The sequence below is a fragment of the Klebsiella sp. 1SOBk10mer genome (genome assembly GCF_046602535.1).
Classification (GTDB): Bacteria; Pseudomonadota; Gammaproteobacteria; order Enterobacterales; family Enterobacteriaceae; genus Klebsiella; species Klebsiella quasipneumoniae.
In genome coordinates, this window is the sequence record NZ_JBKIUP010000002.1 from 301,712 (window position 1) to 319,670 (window position 17,959).

A 17,959-nucleotide genomic window follows, 5' to 3' on the forward strand; every position below is an offset into this window, starting at 1 on the left:
AGGAAACACACTTCTCATGAAGACAACATCATCGCAACCGCGGGCGATTTACTACGTCGTGGCGCTGCAAATCTGGGAATATTTTAGCTTCTACGGCATGCGCGCCCTGCTGATCCTCTATCTCACCAATCAGCTCAAATATGATGATAACCACGCTTACGCCCTGTTCAGCGCCTACTGTTCGCTGGTCTATGTGACGCCGATCCTCGGCGGCTATCTGGCCGATAAGCTGTTAGGCAACCGGATGGCGGTCATGCTCGGCGCGCTGCTGATGGCCATTGGCCATCTGGTGCTCGGGGCCAGCGAAACCGCCCCGGCCTTCCTCTACCTGTCGCTGGCGATCATCGTCTGCGGCTACGGGTTGTTTAAATCCAACGTCAGCTGTCTGCTGGGCGAACTGTACGAACCCGCCGATCCGCGTCGCGATGGCGGCTTCTCGCTGATGTATGCCGCGGGCAATATCGGCTCGATCATCGCGCCCATCGCCTGCGGCTACGTTCAGGAGGAGTATAGCTGGGCGATGGGCTTTGCCCTGGCGGCCATCGGCATGGTGGCGGGACTGGTGATTTTCCTCTGCGGCAACCGTCATTTCCAGCATACCGCCGGCGTGAACCGCCAGGCGCTGTGCGCCCGCCGCTTCCTGCTGCCGAACTGGGGCTGGCTGCTGGTGCTGCTGGTCATCGCGCCGCTGCTGATTGCCGTGCTGTTCTGGCAGGAGTGGTCGGTGTATGCCCTGATCGTGGCCACGGCCATTGGCCTCGCGGTGCTGGCGCGGATCTACCTGCGTGCCGAGACCGATAAACAGCGCAAGGATCTGCGCCTGATCGTCGTCCTGACCGCCTTCAGCCTGCTGTTCTGGGCCTTCGCCCAACAGGGCGGCAGCTCCATCAGCCTGTATATTGACCGCTTCGTTAACCGCCATATCATGAGCTACGAAGTCCCTACCGCTATGTTCCAGTCGATCAACGCCTTTGCGGTGATGCTCTGCGGCATGGTGCTGGCGTGGCTGGTGAAAGAGAGCGTCGGCGGTAACCGCACCGTGCGCATCTGGGGGAAATTTGCCCTCGGTCTGGGCCTGATGAGCGCCGGGTTCTGCATTTTGACCCTCAGCGCCCGCTGGTCGGCGGCCTATGGCCAGTCGTCCATGCCGCTGATGGTGCTGGGGCTGGCGGTGATGGGTTTTGCCGAACTGTTTATCGACCCGGTCGCGATGTCGCAAATCACCCGCATTGAGATCCCGGGAGTGACCGGGGTGCTGACCGGCATCTATATGCTGCTCTCCGGGGCCATCGCCAACTATCTGGCCGGCGTTATCGCCGACCAGACCTCGCAGGCGTCATTCGACGTCGCCGGGGCGGTGAACTATTCCATTGACGCCTACATCAACGTCTTCAGCCAGATCACCTGGGGCGCGCTGGCCTGCGTCGGCGTAGTGCTGGTTATCTGGCTGTATCACTCGCTGAAGGTCAGGACCCGCCGTCTGGCGGTGGAATAATCCCCTTTCTGGCGGCCTCCCAGGCCGCCAGCGTCTCCTGTCGCGCCTGCTTGTGATCGACTATCGGGCGCGGATAATCCAGCGTCACCCCCTGTTTATCCGCCCACACCCACGGCTGATGCAGCGCCTTCTCCGGCACCTTTGCCAGCTCCGGCAGCCAGCGACGCATAAACACCCCCTGCTTATCAAACTTCTCGCCCTGGGTGGTGGGATTAAATATGCGGAAATAGGGCGCGGCGTCGGTGCCCGTCGAAGCCGCCCATTGCCAGCCGCCGTTGTTCGCCGCCAGGTCGCCGTCAATCAGCTGGCTCATGAAATAGCGCTCCCCTGCCCGCCAGTCGAGGCGCAGATCTTTGGTCAGGAAGCTGGCGACAATCATGCGCAACCGGTTATGCATCCAGCCGGTGGCGTTAAGCTGGCGCATGGCGGCATCGACAATCGGAAAGCCGGTCTCCCCGCGCTGCCAGGCCTGCAGGGCGCCATCCTCTTCGCGCCAGGCGACCTTATCGGTCCAGGCGACAAACGGCCGACCTTTACAGAGTTTCGGATAGTAGACCATCAGATGGCGGTAAAACTCGCGCCAGATCAGCTCATTAAGCCAGGTGGCGCCTGCCCCGCCATCCAGTGCGGCGGGGTGTTCCGTCAGCAGCCGATGCAGGCACTGGCGCGGCGACAGCACCCCGATGGCCAGGCAGGGCGACAGGCGACTGGTCCCTTCCACGGCCGGGAAGTCGCGCTGCCCCTCATAATCCGCCGCCGGTTGCTGACAAAACGCGCGCAGCCGCGCCAGCGCCGTTTTTTCATCCGCGGCAAACAGCAGCCCATCGAACGGCGTTTGCGGATAGTTAAGCTCCGGCACCGGCGGCGCCAGGCGAGCGGGCGCCTGGCGCGGCTTTGGCGCGGCCACGCACGCCGGCAATCCTTCCCGCAGCCGGCGAATAAACGCGTTCTTAAACGGGGTGAAGACTTTATACATTTCGCCGCCGCCGGTCAGTACGCTGCCGGGCGGCAACAGGACGCTGTCGTCAAATCCCTGGCAAATCACTTCGCTCAAGGAGCTCTCAACGGCGGCATCGCGCTGGCGTTCATTGAATTCGTACTGATAGTTGTAGAACAGGTGACTGACCTGGTGCTGCTGGCAGAAATGGGCCAGCCGCTCGACGCTGGCGCTAAAATCGTCCGCCTCTTCTACCCACAGCGGTATGCCCCGCTCCGCCAGCGCGGCGTGCAGACTGCGCAAATGGCTGGCGATAAAAGCGGCCTGCCGCGGGGCCAGGTGATGTTCGCGCCACTGCCCCGGGGTGGCAATATACAGCGCCAGCACCTGCGCCTGCGGATCGCGGCAGGCGGCGGCCAGCGCCAGGTTATCGTGAATGCGTAAATCCGTGCGTAACCAGACCAGATGGGTGGCCATATCACTCCTCACTCTCCGTCAGCAAAACTCATCTTATGATCTAAGCCGGCAAAAATAGCGCGCCCAGGCAAAATAAGCACCTGCCAATTCCGCTGCGGCGCCTGAAAACGAGTGTAGACAAGCGCCGAAAAAAAACCGCCGGGGGCAACCGGCGGTTAGTGGTTTTCCTCGCAGCAGGGCGAATTAGTAGAAGTCGTGCGCGGCTTTTTCCGCCTGCGCCATCCACACCGGCTGCTCGCTGGTTTTCGACCATACACGGTGCAGCCAGCTGTAATAGCGGGCGCGATCCTTCCAGAACAGCATCACCGGCAGCGCCGCGACGCCAGCCACGACGGCGAAAGCACGACGCAGCAAAATAATATGAGCAGGATAAGCTTTGTACAACGCCATCATTTCTCTCCCCTTTGTCAGGCCGGCAAGCAGCGCCGGAAAATTAATCATGTTTGTCTGAGCAAAATAATACCGCTCTGGTTGTAATTTTACTACTCATCCGACCACTAAAAAGCACGTATTTATACTTAATTTACATTCTCCACGTAAATTAGTTACAAAAAAGTTAAATTAATACTAACCATTAGTTAATTTATGCCTTTGTCATTTTTATACTTTTTTTACACCGCGCCCGCGGATTTTTGCGAAATCTTTGCGCCGTAATTTCTATTCTCCTGGTAAATCAAAAACACACCCGGAGGTGGATTGTGACTGCAGGCGTACTCACTGGCGTTGGGCTGGTGTTCCTGTTACTGGCTTATCTGGTTTATGCCTTGATACATGCGGAGGCATTCTGATGGCTGCCCAGGGATTTTTATTATTAGCCAGCTATCTGCTGGTATTGCTGGTGCTGGCGCGCCCGCTGGGGATGTGTCTGGCAAGAATGGTGAATGACATCCCGCTTCCCGGCCTGGCCGGGATCGAGCGCGTCCTGTGGCGCGTGGCCGGGATCCGCGCCGAAGAGATGGGCTGGCTGCAGTATTTGCTGGCGCTCCTGCTGTTCAACGCCCTCGGCGGCCTGGCGCTGTTTGCCCTGCTGATGCTGCAGGGCGTGCTGCCGTTTAACCCGCAGCACCTGCCGGGGCTGACGTGGGATCTGGCGCTCAACACCGCGGTCAGCTTTGTCAGCAATACGAACTGGCAGGCCTACGCCGGCGAAAGCACCATGAGCTATCTCAGCCAGATGGTGGGGCTGACGGTGCAGAATTTCCTCTCCGCCGCTACCGGCATCGCCGTGGTCTTCGCCCTGACCCGCGCCTTCGCCCGGCAGAAAATGTCCACCCTCGGCAATGCCTGGGTCGACCTGACGCGCATTACCCTGTGGCTGCTGCTGCCGCTCTCTCTGCTGGTGGCCCTGTTCTTTATTCAGCAGGGCGTGCCGCAGAACCTGCAGGCCTACCAGCCCTTTACCACCCTCGAAGGGGCGCACCAGCTGCTGCCGATGGGGCCCGTCGCCTCACAGGAAGCGATTAAGCTGCTGGGCACCAACGGCGGCGGTTTCTTTAACGCCAACTCCGCCCATCCGTTTGAAAACCCGACGGCGCTGACCAATCTCGTGCAGATGCTGGCCATCTTCCTGATCCCGGCGGCGCTGTGCTTCGCCTTCGGCGAGGTGGTGAGCGATCGCCGCCAGGGGCGCGCCATCCTGTGGGCGATGACGCTGATCTTTATCCTCTGCGTCGCCGTGGTGATGTGGGCGGAAACCCGCGGCAACCCGCACCTGATGACGCTGGGCGCCGACAGCAGCCTGAATATGGAAGGTAAAGAGAGCCGCTTCGGTATTCTCGCCAGCAGTCTGTTCGCGGTGATCACCACCGCCGCCTCCTGCGGCGCGGTCAACGCCATGCATGACTCCTTCACCGCGCTGGGCGGGATGGTGCCGATGTGGCTGATGCAGATTGGCGAAGTGGTGTTCGGCGGCGTCGGCTCGGGTCTCTATGGCATGCTGCTGTTCGTTATGCTGGCGGTGTTTATCGCCGGCCTGATGGTCGGCCGCACCCCGGAGTACCTCGGAAAGAAAATCGATGTCCGGGAAATGAAAATGATCGCCCTGGCCATTCTGGTCACCCCGACGCTGGTGCTGCTCGGCACGGCGCTGGCGATGATGACCGAGGCCGGCCGCGCCGGGATGTTCAACCCCGGACCGCACGGCTTTAGCGAAGTGCTGTACGCCGTCACTTCGGCGGCCAATAACAACGGCAGCGCCTTCGCCGGCCTGGGCGCGGCGACGCCATTCTGGAACCTGCTGCTGGCGTTCTGCATGCTGGCTGGACGCTTCGCCGTCATCATTCCGGTGATGGCTATCGCCGGCTCGCTGGTGGCGAAGAAAATTCAACCGGCCAGCCCCGGCACCCTGGCCACCCACGACGCCCTGTTTATCGGTCTGCTGATCGGCACCGTGCTGCTGGTTGGCGCCCTGACCTTTATTCCTGCGCTGGCGCTTGGCCCGCTGGCCGAACACTTTTCCTTACTTTGAGCGATGCGGAGCACCCTGTTATGAGTCGCAAACAATTAGCCCTGCTGGAGCCGACGCTGGTGCGCCAGGCGCTGCTGGATGCCGTGAAAAAACTCAGCCCGATGGTGCAGTGGCGCAATCCGGTGATGTTTATCGTCTGGGTGGGCAGCCTGTTAACCACTCTGCTGGCCATCGCCATGGCTGGCGGCGCCCTGACCGGCAGCGCCACTTTTACCGCCGCCATCAGTATCTGGCTATGGTTTACCGTGCTGTTCGCCAACTTTGCCGAAGCGATGGCGGAAGGCCGCAGCAAAGCCCAGGCCAATAGCCTGAAAGGGGTGAAAAAAACGGCCTTCGCCCGTAAGCTGCGCGCCCCGCAGCATGACGCGACGGTCGACCACGTGCCGGCGGAAGACCTGCGCAAAGGCGACGTGGTGCTGGTGGAAGCAGGGGATATTATCCCCTGCGATGGTGAAGTCATCGAAGGCGGCGCCTCGGTGGATGAAAGCGCCATTACCGGCGAGTCTGCTCCGGTGATCCGCGAATCCGGCGGTGATTTCGCCTCGGTGACCGGCGGGACGCGCATCCTCTCCGACTGGCTGGTGATCCGTTGCAGCGTTAACCCGGGAGAAACCTTCCTCGACCGGATGATCGCCATGGTGGAAGGCGCCCAGCGCCGTAAAACGCCGAACGAAATCGCCCTGACGATCCTGCTGATCGCCCTGACGCTGGTGTTCCTGCTGGCCACCGCCACCATCTGGCCATTCTCGGCGTGGAGCGGCAATGCGGTCAGCGTCACCGTACTGGTGGCGCTGCTGGTGTGCCTGATCCCGACCACCATCGGCGGTCTGCTGTCGGCCATCGGCGTCGCCGGGATGAGCCGTATGCTGGGCGCCAACGTGATCGCCACCAGCGGCCGCGCGGTGGAAGCGGCAGGCGACGTTGATGTGCTGTTGCTGGATAAAACCGGGACCATTACGCTCGGCAACCGCCAGGCCTCCGCTTTCCTGCCGGCGCGCGGTGTGGAAGAGCGAACCCTCGCCGATGCCGCCCAGCTCTCCTCGCTGGCGGACGAAACCCCTGAGGGACGCAGCATCGTGGTGCTGGCGAAACAGCGCTTTAACCTGCGCGAACGCGATCTGCAGTCGCTGCACGCCACCTTTGTCCCCTTTACCGCGCAAACGCGGATGAGCGGCATCAATATCGATCAGCGCATGATCCGCAAAGGGTCAGTGGACGCCATTCGCCGCCACGTAGAGGCCAACGGTGGCCACTTCCCTGCCGATGTCGAGAAGCAGGTGGAAGAGGTCGCCCGCCAGGGGGCCACGCCGCTGGTGGTCGCCGAAGGGGAAAAGGTGCTGGGGATTATTTCACTCAAAGATATCGTCAAAGGCGGCATCAAAGAACGTTTCGCCCAGCTGCGCAAAATGGGCATTAAAACGGTGATGATCACCGGCGATAACCGCCTGACCGCTGCGGCGATCGCCGCCGAGGCCGGCGTCGACGATTTCCTCGCCGAAGCGACGCCGGAAGCCAAGCTGGCGCTGATCCGCCAGTATCAGTCGGAAGGTCGGCTGGTGGCGATGACCGGCGACGGCACCAACGACGCGCCCGCGCTGGCTCAGGCCGACGTGGCGGTAGCCATGAACTCAGGCACCCAGGCGGCGAAAGAGGCGGGCAACATGGTCGATCTGGATTCCAACCCCACCAAGCTGATTGAGGTGGTCCATATCGGCAAACAGATGCTGATGACGCGCGGCTCGCTGACCACCTTCAGTATTGCCAACGACGTGGCGAAATATTTCGCCATTATTCCGGCGGCGTTTGCCGCGGTCTATCCCCAGCTGGCCATGCTGAACGTGATGGGCCTGCATTCGCCATCGTCGGCGATCCTCAGCGCCGTTATCTTCAACGCGCTGATCATCGTCTTCCTGATCCCGCTGGCCCTGAAAGGGGTGAGCTATCGCCCGCTCTCCGCCTCGGCGATGCTGCGCCGCAATCTGTGGATCTACGGCCTCGGCGGTCTGCTGGTGCCTTTTATCGGTATTAAAGCCATCGACCTGCTGCTGACCCTGAGCGGTCTGGTGTGAGGAACAAACTATGTCATTGATTCGTCCAGCACTTGTGCTATTTATTCTGTTAACCCTGCTCACCGGCGGCGTTTATCCTCTGCTGACCACCAGCCTGGGGCAGTGGTGGTTTAACTCACAGGCCAACGGCTCGCTGATCCGCATGAACGGCGAGGTGCGCGGCTCGGCGCTGATTGGCCAGAACTTTACCGCCGCAGGCTATTTCCAGGGTCGCCCGTCAGCCACCGCGGAGACAGCGGATAACCCGATGGCCTCTGGCGGCAGCAACCTCGCCGCCAGCAACCCGGCGCTGGATAAGGCGGTGAGCGAGCGGGTGCAGGCCTTGCGCGCCGCAAACCCGGATGCCGACCCGCGTGTGCCGGTCGAACTGGTCACCACCTCGGCGAGCGGTCTCGATAACAACCTGACCCCGGCCGCCGCGCTGTGGCAGGCGCCGCGGGTGGCCAAAGCGCGCCAGCTGAGCGTCGACCAGGTGACCGCGCTGGTTAACCAGGCCACACAAAAGCCGCTGCTGAGCTTCCTTGGCCAGCCGGTGGTCAATATACTGCAACTCAATATGGCGCTGGATGCCCTGAAGGATAAGTAAATGAGTGACGAGCCGCTGCGTCCGGACCCTGACCGCCTGCTGCAGCACACCGCCGCCCCGCATCGCGGCAAACTAAAAGTGTTCTTCGGCGCCTGCGCCGGGGTGGGGAAAACCTGGGCGATGCTGGCGGAAGCGCAGCGGCTCCGGGCGCAGGGGTTGGATATTCTGATTGGCGTGGCGGAGACCCACGGCCGGAAAGAGACCGCCGCGATGCTGCAGGGCCTGAGCACCCTGCCGCCTCGGCGGCTCGCCCACCGCGGGCGCTACGTGTATGAGTTCGATCTCGACGCCGCCCTCGCCCGCCGTCCGGCGCTGATTCTGGTGGATGAGCTGGCGCACAGTAATGCCCCCGGCTCCCGCCATCCAAAGCGCTGGCAGGATGTGGACGAACTGCTGGAGGCCGGGATTGACGTCTTCACCACCGTTAACGTCCAGCATCTGGAAAGTCTGAATGACGTCGTCAGCGGGATCACCGGCGTGCAGGTGCGAGAGACCGTCCCCGATCCCTTCTTTGACGCCGCGGACGACGTGGTGCTGGTGGATCTGCCCCCTGACGATCTGCGCCAGCGGCTCAATGAGGGCAAAGTCTATATCGGCGGCCAGGCCGAGCGCGCTATCGAGAACTTTTTCCGCAAAGGGAACCTGATTGCGCTGCGTGAACTGGCCCTGCGCCGCACCGCCGATCGCGTCGATGAGCAGATGCGCGCCTGGCGCGACCGCCAGGGCCAGGAGAAAGTCTGGCACACCCGCGACGCGATCCTGCTCTGTATCGGGCACAACACCGGCAGCGAAAAGCTGGTGCGTACCGCCGCCCGCCTCGCCGCCCGTCTGGGCAGCGTCTGGCATGCGGTGTATGTCGAAACGCCTTCCCTGCACCGCCTGCCGGAAGCCCGGCGACGGGCCATCCTCGCCGCGCTGCGTCTGGCCCAGGAGCTGGGCGCCGAAACCGCCACCCTCTCCGACCCGTCAGAAGAGAAAGCGGTTCTCCATTACGCCCGCGAACACAACCTTGGGAAAATTGTCATCGGCCGCCAGAGCAAGCGCCGCTGGTGGGATCGTAGCGGTTTTGCCGACCGTCTGGCTCGCCACGCGCCGGACCTCGATCTGGTGGTCATCGCTCTGGATGAAAAGCCCTTCCCCCTTCAGGCGCGCGCCAGCGACAGCCGTCCGGCGCTGGAGAAATGGCGGCTACAGCTGCAGGGCTGCGCGGTGGCGGTGGCGCTATGCGCCATCATTACCCTGGTGGCCATGCAGTGGCTGATGGCCTTCGAAGCCGCCAACCTGGTGATGCTCTATCTGCTGGGGGTGGTGATCATCGCTCTGCTCTACGGCCGCTGGCCGTCGGTCCTGGCGACGGTGATCAACGTTATCAGCTTCGATCTCTTTTTTGTCGCCCCGCGCGGCACGCTGGCGGTGTCCGATGTCCAGTATCTGCTCACCTTCGGCGTGATGCTCACCGTGGGCCTGCTTATCGGTAACCTCACCGCCGGCGTGCGCTACCAGGCGCGGGTGGCGCGCTACCGTGAGCGGCGTACCCGCCATCTGTATGAGATGTCCAAAGCGCTGGCGGTGGGTCGTAGCCAGCAGGATATCGCCACCACCAGCGAGCGGTTTATCGCCTCCACCTTTCAGGCCCGCAGCCAGCTGCTGCTCCCGGACGCCCAGGGGAAACTGCTGCCCTTAACCCACCAGCCCGGGCTGACGCCGTGGGATGACGCCATCGCCCGCTGGAGCTTTGATAAGGGTCAACCCGCCGGCGCCGGCACCGATACCCTGCCCGGCGTGCCGTATCAGATCCTGCCCCTGAAGAGCGCCGCCCGCACCTGGGGCCTGCTGGTGGTGGAGCCGGCGAATCTGCGCCAGCTGATGATCCCGGAGCAACAGCGGCTGCTGGAGACCTTCACCCTGTTGGTGGCCAGCGCCCTGGAGCGTCTCACCCTGACCGCCAGCGAAGAGCAGGCCCGACTGACCAGCGAGCGCGAAAGCCTGCGTAACTCGCTGCTCGCCGCCCTGTCGCACGATCTGCGTACCCCGCTGACCGTGCTGTTTGGCCAGGCGGAAATCCTGACCCTCGATCTGGCCAGCGAGGGCTCGAAGCATGCCCCGCAGGCCAACGAAATCCGCCAGCATGTGCTCAACACCACCCGGCTGGTGAACAACCTGCTGGATATGGCGCGGATCCAGTCCGGCGGCTTTAACCTCCACAAGGAGTGGCTGACGCTGGAGGAGGTGGTCGGCAGCGCGCTGCGCATGCTCGAACCGAGCCTCGGCGGCCAGCACGTTCAACTGGATTTACCCGATCCGCTGCAGCTGGTGCATGTTGACGGGCCGCTGTTCGAGCGGGTGCTGATCAATCTGCTGGAGAATGCCCATAAGTATGCCGGCGCCCGGGCGGACATCGGTATTCGCGCCGAAGCGGACGCCCGGCAGCTGTCGCTGGAGGTATGGGATAATGGTCCAGGGATCCCGGCGGGCCAGGAACAGGCTATCTTTGATAAATTCGCCCGCGGCAACAAAGAATCGGCGATCCCCGGCGTCGGGCTGGGCCTTGCCATCTGTCAGGCCATCGTCGACGTCCACGGCGGGACCATCTCCGCCAGCAACCGGCCAGAGGGCGGCGCCTCATTCCGTGTTACACTGCCGGGAGAAACGCCCCCTGAACTGGAAGAGCTATCTGAGGAATTGTGATTAACGTTCTGATTATCGAAGACGAACACGCTATCCGTCGCTTTCTGCGCACCGCGCTGGAAGCCGACGGCATGCGCGTATTTGAAGCGGAAACCCTGCAGCGCGGGCTGATCGAAGCCGCCACCCGTAAGCCCGACCTCGCGATCCTCGATCTCGGCCTGCCGGATGGTGACGGCATTGATTTTATTCGCGACCTGCGCCAGTGGAGTCAGATGCCGATTATCGTCCTGTCAGCGCGTAGCGAAGAGCATGACAAAATTGCCGCCCTGGATGCCGGCGCCGATGACTACTTAAGTAAACCCTTTGGCATCGGCGAGCTGCAGGCCCGCCTGCGCGTCGCGCTGCGTCGCCACGGCGCGGCGCAGGCCGACGAGCCGGTGGTGCGCTTCGCCGACCTGGAGGTCAATATCCCCGCCCGCCGCATCCTGCGCGGCAGCGAAGAGATCCACCTGACGCCCATCGAGTTTCGCCTGCTGGCGGCGCTATTGAATAATCCCGGCAAAGTGCTTACCCAGCGCCAGCTGCTGAATCAAGTGTGGGGACCTAACGCCGTGGAGCACAGCCATTATCTGCGGATCTATATGGGTCACCTGCGGCAAAAGCTGGAGGCCGATCCGGCGCGCCCTCAGCATCTGCTGACCGAAACCGGGATTGGCTATCGCTTTATGCCCTGAGCCCCGCCTCTGCAGTACCAGAGGCTGGTGATTTTCAGCCCTTCAGAGAGTAGCAGGAAGCCTGCCAGGATCGCTAAATGCCTGACGCCGGCGGCCTGAATCAGCCACAGACCCAAAGAAAGCGAAGGCTGCATAAACACCAGCCTGAGCGGCGCCTGCCCCCAGGCCAGCCACAGCCCATAGCGGCTCTGACGGAAAAAGAGGATCATCGACAACGGGATGCTGATAATCAGCAGCACATTTAGCGGATAGAGCCAGACCGCCGCAGAGCCCCAGGTGTGCAGCAGCTGGAGATAAGCCAGCAGGTCGTCGTAAAAAGGGAGTCGGCGGTGGGCAATATTCCACCATAAGAATTGCAGGACGAAAAAGAGATCCATCCACGCCCAGAACAAAAACAGGGACTTCCGTTGTATTTTCATCGCTATCCTTGCGAAAAAAATCAGGCCCGCAAGGGGCCTGATGATCGTGCGCCGTTAAGCGTTCTTCAGCACTTCACTGACAATCTCTACCGCTTCTTTTTCAATCAGCTTGCGATGTTCTTCGCCGAGGAAGCTTTCGCAGTAGATCTTGTAGGCGTCTTCGGTGCCTGACGGGCGTGCCGCAAACCAGCCGTTGTCGGTCATCACTTTCAGGCCGCCAATCGCCGCCCCGTTGCCCGGCGCCGCGGTCAGACGAGCGGTGATCGGATCCCCCGCCAGGGTGTCAGCGCTGACCATTTCCGGTGACAGCTTAGACAGCGCCGCTTTCTGCGCGGAGGTCGCGGAAGCCTGCAGACGGTTGTAGCTCGGCGCGCCGAAGCGTTCCGCCAGCTCGTTATAGTGCTCCTGCGGGTTTTTCCCGGTCACTGCGGTGATTTCCGCCGCCAGCAGGCACATGATGATGCCGTCTTTATCGGTGGACCACGGCGTGCCGTCGAAGCGCAGGAAGGAGGCCCCGGCGCTCTCTTCGCCGCCGAAGCCGAAGCTGCCGTCGAACAGGCCGTCAACGAACCACTTAAAGCCCACCGGCACTTCCACCAGCTTGCGGCCCAGATCGTTCACCACGCGGTCAATCATCGCCGAGGAGACCAGGGTTTTACCGACCGCCACCTCTTTGCCCCACTGCGGACGATGCTGGAACAGGTAGTTAATCGCCACCGCCAGGTAGTGGTTCGGATTCATCAGCCCGGCAGGGGTGACAATCCCGTGACGGTCGTAATCCGGGTCATTGGCAAATGCCAGATCGAACTTATCGCGCAGCGCCAGCAGGCCCGCCATCGCACATTCCGAGGAGCAGTCCATGCGGATGGCGCCGTCTTTATCGAGGTGCATAAAGCGGAAGGTCTGGTCCACCTGGTCGTTCACAATGGTCAGATTGAGCTTGTAGTGCTCGCCAATGCGCTTCCAGTATTCGATACCGGAACCGCCCAGCGGATCGACGCCCAGCGTCAGGCCCGCTTTCTGGATCGCCGCCATGTCGACGATGTCCGCCAGGCCTTCAATGAACGGCTGCACCAGATCCTGCTCTTTGACGTGGCCGGAAGCCAGCGCCGCGTCCAGAGAAATGCGTTTCACACCCTGCAGGCCAGCGGCCAGCAGTTCGTTGGCACGGTTTTCCACCACTTTGGTGACGTTGGTATCAGCCGGACCGCCGTTTGGCGGGTTGTACTTGATACCGCCATCTTCCGGCGGGTTGTGTGACGGGGTGATCACAATGCCGTCCGCCAGCGGACCGCCTTTTTTGTTATGCACCAGAATCGCGTTGGAGACCGCCGGCGTCGGGGTGAAGCCGTTGTTTTCCTGAACGATAACGTCAACGCCGTTGGCGGTTAACACTTCCAGCACCGAAATAAACGCCGGCTCGGACAGGGCGTGGGTATCTTTACCGACATAGCACGGACCGGTGATCCCGTTCTTCGCACGATCTTCCGCAATAGCCTGGGCGATGGCCAGGATATGCGGTTCGTTGAAGTTGTGACGCGCCGCGCTGCCGCGATGGCCGGAGGTGCCGAATTTGACCGCATGCTCCGCATTACCGACTTCAGGCTTCAGCACGTAGTACTGAGCAGTCAGTTGGGCGACGTTAATCAAATCACTCTGTTGCGCAGGCTGCCCCGCACGTTTATCGATTGCCATTGCCTGATCCTTCTGGTGCAAATGTTAAAAAGCTAGATCGTGCCGCAAACCTTTTCAATCAGCTCCGCAGGGAACTGCATCGACTGCATGATGTGCTCAATCATGCTGCATTTACGGCCGGTATTGGTATTGGTGATCACCCACCACGGTGTACCAGGAACCTGTTTCGGTTTGGTCTGATTACCGCTTTTCAGCAGCGTACGCGCATCTTCCGCGAAGTAAACGCGCGTGCGGCCGTGCAGAGACTCAGTGGCCTCGGCAAATGCTTTACTGTCCAGGGAATAGAGGGTGGTCAACACCAGCATAAAACGGTTCACCGCGCGCTTCTGCTCGGCGTATTCATCAGATAACAGCATCTCGCGCATGGCGCGGACTTTATCTTTCACCGGGTTAGCGGGTTTCACCTCAGCGGCAGGCGTGGGCGCCAGCGTCGGCGCGGCTTTGCTGACCGGTGTAGCCGGTTGGGAAACGGCGGAAAATTTCAGCATACGCCGTAAAATGTCGGATGCGCTCTCGCCGATATGCAGAGTGTGGCTGGCAATATAGCGGTAGAGTTCATCATCAACTTCAATTGTTTTCATCTTAATCCAGTGCGATATCTTTTCTGAATACAAATCGTTGGGATTATAAGTACAAATCCCAACCGCGGATAGCGTCAAACCAGGATGGCGGTAAAACTCAGAAAACTTCTGGGTCTTGCAGCCGGATGGCAGAATGTCCAACATAATACCCTAACCCGACGGAGCGAAAAAAAGAACTTTGCCATGAAATTAAATAGCCGAGCGCAATCTGCACAGAATCCGCACAACCACTCCCCGATCGTGCTGGTCCATGGTCTGTTTGGCAGCCTGGACAACCTGGGCATCCTCGCCCGCGACCTGATCGCCGACCACGATATTCTGCAGGTCGATATGCGCAACCACGGTTTGTCGCCGCGGTCGCCAGAGATGACCTACCCCGCGATGGCGCAGGATCTGCTCGACACGCTCGATGCACATCAGATTGAACGGGCCACCTTTATCGGCCATTCGATGGGCGGCAAAGCGGTGATGGCGTTGACCGCCCTGGCCCCGGAGCGCATCAGCGGTCTGGTGGCTATTGATATCGCGCCGGTGGATTATCACGTTCGCCGCCATGATGAGATCTTCGCCGCTATTCGCGCCGTCAGCGAATCCGCCGCCAGCACTCGCCAGCAGGCGGCGCAGGTGATGCGCGAGCATCTGCAGGAAGAGGGCGTGATTCAGTTCCTGCTGAAATCTTTCGTCGACGGCGACTGGCGCTTCAACGTCCCGGTGCTGTGGGACCAGTACCCGCATATCGTCGGCTGGGAAACCATCCCGGCCTGGCCGCACCCAACGCAGTTTATTCCCGGCGGCAACTCCCCCTATGTGACCGACGCCTACCGCGACGCGCTGCTGGCCCAGTTCCCGCAGGCTCGGGCCCACGTCATTGCCGGCGCCGGACATTGGGTCCATGCCGAGAAACCCGAGGCGGTGTTGCGCGCGATCCGCCGCTATCTGACGAGCATAGCCGCCTGATTGGCTAAAATATGCCCGACCGCGCCGCAGAATGCCCGCGGTCGTTGGCGCAGCCGTTCGCCTGATGTATGATGGCGCGCTATCTGCGCCGGCTAGAGCCCGGCAGCTTGTTTCCCCGAAGTCACTCAGAATCATGGCAAAAGAACAAACGGACCGTACGACATTAGATTTGTTCGCAAACGAGCGTCGCCCGGGAAGACCGAAAACCAATCCGCTGTCGCGCGATGAACAACTGCGCATCAACAAACGTAATCAGCTGAAACGCGATAAAGTGCGCGGGCTGAAGCGCGTGGAGCTAAAGCTCAACGCCGACGCGGTCGATGCGCTTAACGAACTGGCGGAAGCGCGTAATATGAGCCGCAGCGATCTCATTGAAGAGATGCTGATGACGCAATTAACCGCCCTGCGCAGCCAGGGAAAACTCTAACTTTCCGCGAAAAATCCGCATTCATGTAGCAGAGTGTGCAGTCGGGCGTGATTGCTGTTTCCGCGCCCTTGCCTGTTCTGCTATGATTGCCGTTATCTGTGGGCATCGCGTCCCTACCACATCATTTAAGTTTCAAGAGGTTATTTTAGTCATGGCAATCATCGGCATCTTTTTTGGCAGCGACACCGGCAACACCGAAAATATTGCAAAAATGATTCAAAAGCAGCTTGGTAAAGATGTTGCTGATGTTCACGACATTGCCAAAAGCAGCAAAGAAGATCTGGAAGCCCACGACATCCTGCTGCTCGGCATCCCGACCTGGTACTACGGTGAAGCGCAGTGTGACTGGGACGACTTCTTCCCGACGCTGGAAGAGATCGACTTTAACGGCAAACTGGTGGCGCTGTTCGGCTGCGGCGACCAGGAAGACTACGCCGAGTACTTCTGCGATGCGCTGGGCACCATCCGCGACATCATTGAGCCACGCGGCGCGACCATCGTTGGCCACTGGCCGACTGCCGGCTATCACTTCGAGGCCTCTAAAGGCCTGGCGGATGACGACCACTTCGTCGGCCTCGCCATTGATGAAGACCGCCAGCCGGAGCTGACCAACGAGCGCGTTGAGAAGTGGGTGAAGCAGGTGGCCGAAGAGCTGCACCTCGAAGAAATCAAAAACGCCTGATGATTAAGCGGCGCAATCATTGAGTTGCGTCGCATTAATAGCCAAAAGCAATCAAACTAATAGCTACAAGTTTTTAACTTTTAATCACATATCTGTACAATGTCCTCTGATTCTACGAGGCACGTGACGCAGTTTGTAGCTGGTGCCTCGTTTTTGACAGCAAACCAGGCCCGATACTTGCAGTTTTCATTTACCAGTGGCAGTTCTATAATGAGACGCATTACGTCGGGTTAATTTCTGTATGACTTCCGTTGAAGGAAGTAGATCGTTTAGCAACAGGACAGATTCCGCATGACTGACAACAATACCGCATTAAAGAAGGCTGGCCTGAAAGTCACACTTCCTCGACTGAAAATCCTTGAAGTGCTGCAGGAACCGGATAACCATCATGTCAGTGCGGAAGACTTATATAAACGCCTGATCGACATGGGCGAAGAGATTGGTCTGGCGACCGTTTACCGCGTCCTCAACCAGTTTGATGACGCCGGTATCGTGACTCGTCATAATTTTGAAGGCGGTAAATCCGTTTTCGAACTGACTCAGCAGCATCACCACGATCACCTGATCTGCCTCGACTGCGGCAAAGTGATCGAATTCAGTGATGACTCTATCGAAGCGCGCCAGCGTGAAATCGCTTCCCGTCACGGCATCCGCCTGACCAACCACAGTCTGTATCTGTACGGCCACTGTGCGGAAGGTGATTGCCGCGAGGACGAACACGCCCACGACGCGGTGGAAAAGTAATTCCCCGCTTCGCCTGCTCTGAAAAGCCAACCAGTCGGTTGGCTTTTTTATGGGCGCTTCTGCCGCGCTTCCCGCTCACGTCCCGGCGGTGACCCTCGCGAGTCCCCGCTTTGTCCGGAGAGTTGATATGGAACTTCGCCAGCTACGCTATTTTGCGCGCATTGTTGAAACCGGCGGCATGGGCCGCGCCGCGCTCGATCTGAATATCGGCGTCTCGGCGCTCAGCCAGCAGATCGCGCGTCTGGAAAATGAGCTGGCCATTCGCCTCCTGCAGCGGACCTCCCGCGGCGTGACGCCCACCAGCGCGGGCCTCGCTTTCTACTCACAGGCGCAGCTGGCGCTGCGTCATGCCGATGATGCCATCCTCGCCGCCCGCGAGGCGCGGCTGTCGGGCCACGTCAGCGTCGGCATGGCCCCCAGTACCGCCTCCGTTCTTGGCGTTCCGTTCATCAACGCGATGCGCGAGAGCTACCCCGACGTCCGCCTGCACCTGGTGGAAAGCCTCTCCGGGAATCTGGAGCGGATGATCAACACCCGCCAGCTGGATTTAGCCATCGTCTTCCAGCAGGAGAAGATCCTGCGCTGGAGCGCCAGACCGGTGCTCGAAGAGCGCCTGTTCCTGATTGGCACCCATGCGCTGTTGGCCTCGCTGCCGGATGACCCTGTTTCCCCTGACCAGCTCACCACCCTGCCGCTGATTATGCCAAGCCAGGGCCACGGCCTGCGCGGCAGGCTGGAGGCGGTTTGCCAGCAGCACAACCTCAGCGTTGAGGTGGTGGCGGACATTGACGGTCTGGCCCTGCTGATGCAGGCCGTGCGCAGCGGGCTGGGCGCCACCCTGCAGCCCGGGGCCGCCATTTCCCATCTCGACCATCAGGCGCTGAGGGTGATCGGCATCGCTAATCCGGTCCTCAGCCGCCCCAACTTTCTGGTCAGCCTGTCGGATGATGAGCTCACCCCGGCAGGCCTTGCGGCAAGGGTAATACTGAGCAAAGTCATGCGCCAGCTGGTGGAGTCCGATCGCTGGCCAGGTGCTACCCTTTACGTTAACTAAACCCCTC

General features: G+C 60.8%; 17 protein-coding genes. 12 read left to right on the forward strand and 5 right to left on the reverse strand.

The window, feature by feature from the left end; genetic code table 11:
* Positions 1-16 precede the first annotated feature (16 nt).
* Entirely contained in the window at positions 17-1,495 is a 1,479-nt protein-coding gene (locus tag ACLH1I_RS07220) for an MFS transporter (protein ID WP_004885969.1), read from the forward strand.
* On the opposite strand, the gene phrB is transcribed toward ACLH1I_RS07220, so the two are convergent.
* Both phrB and ACLH1I_RS07230 read right to left on the reverse strand, forming a co-directional pair.
* Entirely contained in the window at positions 1,467-2,909 is a 1,443-nt protein-coding gene (gene phrB / locus ACLH1I_RS07225) for a deoxyribodipyrimidine photo-lyase (protein WP_094309561.1), read from the reverse strand. The genes ACLH1I_RS07220 and phrB overlap by 29 nt on opposite strands.
* 183 nt (positions 2,910-3,092) lie before the next feature.
* Positions 3,093-3,302: a DUF2517 family protein gene (locus ACLH1I_RS07230; RefSeq protein ID WP_004142243.1), complete on the reverse strand. Its 210-nt coding sequence runs from the start codon at positions 3,300-3,302 to the stop codon at positions 3,093-3,095.
* A gap of 305 nt (positions 3,303-3,607) precedes the next feature.
* On the opposite strand from ACLH1I_RS07230, the gene kdpF reads away from it, so the two are divergent.
* The 6 genes from kdpF to kdpE are packed head-to-tail and all read left to right on the forward strand — an operon-like array spanning position 3,608 to position 11,393.
* Positions 3,608-3,697, forward strand: a complete 90-nt coding sequence (gene kdpF, locus ACLH1I_RS07235; protein WP_020323459.1) for a K(+)-transporting ATPase subunit F — start codon at positions 3,608-3,610, stop codon at positions 3,695-3,697.
* Positions 3,697-5,376, forward strand: coding sequence for a potassium-transporting ATPase subunit KdpA (kdpA, locus tag ACLH1I_RS07240; RefSeq protein WP_004885967.1), 1,680 nt, complete (start codon positions 3,697-3,699; stop codon positions 5,374-5,376). The genes kdpF and kdpA overlap by 1 nt, the downstream gene beginning before the upstream one ends.
* 20 nt (positions 5,377-5,396) lie before the next feature.
* Positions 5,397-7,445, forward strand: a complete 2,049-nt coding sequence (kdpB, locus tag ACLH1I_RS07245; RefSeq protein ID WP_004885966.1) for a potassium-transporting ATPase subunit KdpB — start codon at positions 5,397-5,399, stop codon at positions 7,443-7,445.
* Positions 7,446-7,455: 10 nt separating this feature from the next.
* Positions 7,456-8,031, forward strand: a complete 576-nt coding sequence (gene kdpC / locus ACLH1I_RS07250) for a potassium-transporting ATPase subunit KdpC (RefSeq protein ID WP_004885963.1) — start codon at positions 7,456-7,458, stop codon at positions 8,029-8,031.
* Entirely contained in the window at positions 8,032-10,719 is a 2,688-nt protein-coding gene (kdpD, locus tag ACLH1I_RS07255) for a two-component system sensor histidine kinase KdpD (protein WP_064150456.1), read from the forward strand.
* Complete coding sequence (gene kdpE, locus ACLH1I_RS07260; RefSeq protein ID WP_002894776.1) at positions 10,716-11,393, forward strand: two-component system response regulator KdpE; 678 nt, start codon at positions 10,716-10,718, stop codon at positions 11,391-11,393. The genes kdpD and kdpE overlap by 4 nt, the downstream gene beginning before the upstream one ends.
* Here kdpE and ACLH1I_RS07265 read toward each other — a convergent pair.
* Genes ACLH1I_RS07265 through seqA form a run of 3 tightly spaced genes read right to left on the reverse strand, consistent with a single transcriptional unit; the run spans position 11,375 to position 14,088 of the window.
* The gene (locus ACLH1I_RS07265) at positions 11,375-11,812 is read right to left on the reverse strand and encodes a hypothetical protein (protein WP_004885958.1); all 438 of its coding nucleotides are present in this window, start codon (positions 11,810-11,812) and stop codon (positions 11,375-11,377) included. The two genes, kdpE and ACLH1I_RS07265, sit on opposite strands and share 19 nt — an antisense overlap.
* Before the next feature lie 54 nt (positions 11,813-11,866).
* Positions 11,867-13,507 (reverse strand): phosphoglucomutase (alpha-D-glucose-1,6-bisphosphate-dependent), encoded by a 1,641-nt coding sequence (pgm, locus tag ACLH1I_RS07270; protein ID WP_002894773.1) that lies wholly within the window; start codon positions 13,505-13,507, stop codon positions 11,867-11,869.
* Between the two features lie 32 nt (positions 13,508-13,539).
* On the reverse strand, positions 13,540-14,088 hold the full coding sequence (gene seqA / locus ACLH1I_RS07275; RefSeq protein WP_017901421.1) for a replication initiation negative regulator SeqA: 549 nt from the start codon (positions 14,086-14,088) through the stop codon (positions 13,540-13,542).
* A 183-nt stretch (positions 14,089-14,271) separates the two neighbouring features.
* Between seqA and ybfF the strand changes: the two genes are divergently transcribed.
* The 5 genes from ybfF to tcuR all read left to right on the forward strand — a co-directional run bounded on the left by ybfF (position 14,272) and on the right by tcuR (position 17,952).
* Positions 14,272-15,045 carry an esterase gene (gene ybfF / locus ACLH1I_RS07280; RefSeq protein ID WP_032455726.1) on the forward strand — a complete coding sequence of 258 codons (774 nt, stop codon included), beginning with the start codon at positions 14,272-14,274 and terminating at the stop codon, positions 15,043-15,045.
* Positions 15,046-15,178: 133 nt separating this feature from the next.
* Positions 15,179-15,472: a LexA regulated protein gene (gene ybfE, locus ACLH1I_RS07285; protein WP_004885954.1), complete on the forward strand. Its 294-nt coding sequence runs from the start codon at positions 15,179-15,181 to the stop codon at positions 15,470-15,472.
* Between the two features lie 151 nt (positions 15,473-15,623).
* On the forward strand, positions 15,624-16,154 hold the full coding sequence (fldA, locus tag ACLH1I_RS07290; RefSeq protein WP_002894765.1) for a flavodoxin FldA: 531 nt from the start codon (positions 15,624-15,626) through the stop codon (positions 16,152-16,154).
* 291 nt (positions 16,155-16,445) lie between these two features.
* A complete protein-coding gene (gene fur / locus ACLH1I_RS07295) occupies positions 16,446-16,898 on the forward strand; it encodes a ferric iron uptake transcriptional regulator (RefSeq protein WP_004885952.1) in 453 nt (150 codons plus the stop codon).
* A gap of 127 nt (positions 16,899-17,025) precedes the next feature.
* A complete protein-coding gene (gene tcuR / locus ACLH1I_RS07300) occupies positions 17,026-17,952 on the forward strand; it encodes a tricarballylate utilization LysR family transcriptional regulator TcuR (RefSeq protein ID WP_151628515.1) in 927 nt (308 codons plus the stop codon).
* Positions 17,953-17,959 lie beyond the last annotated feature (7 nt).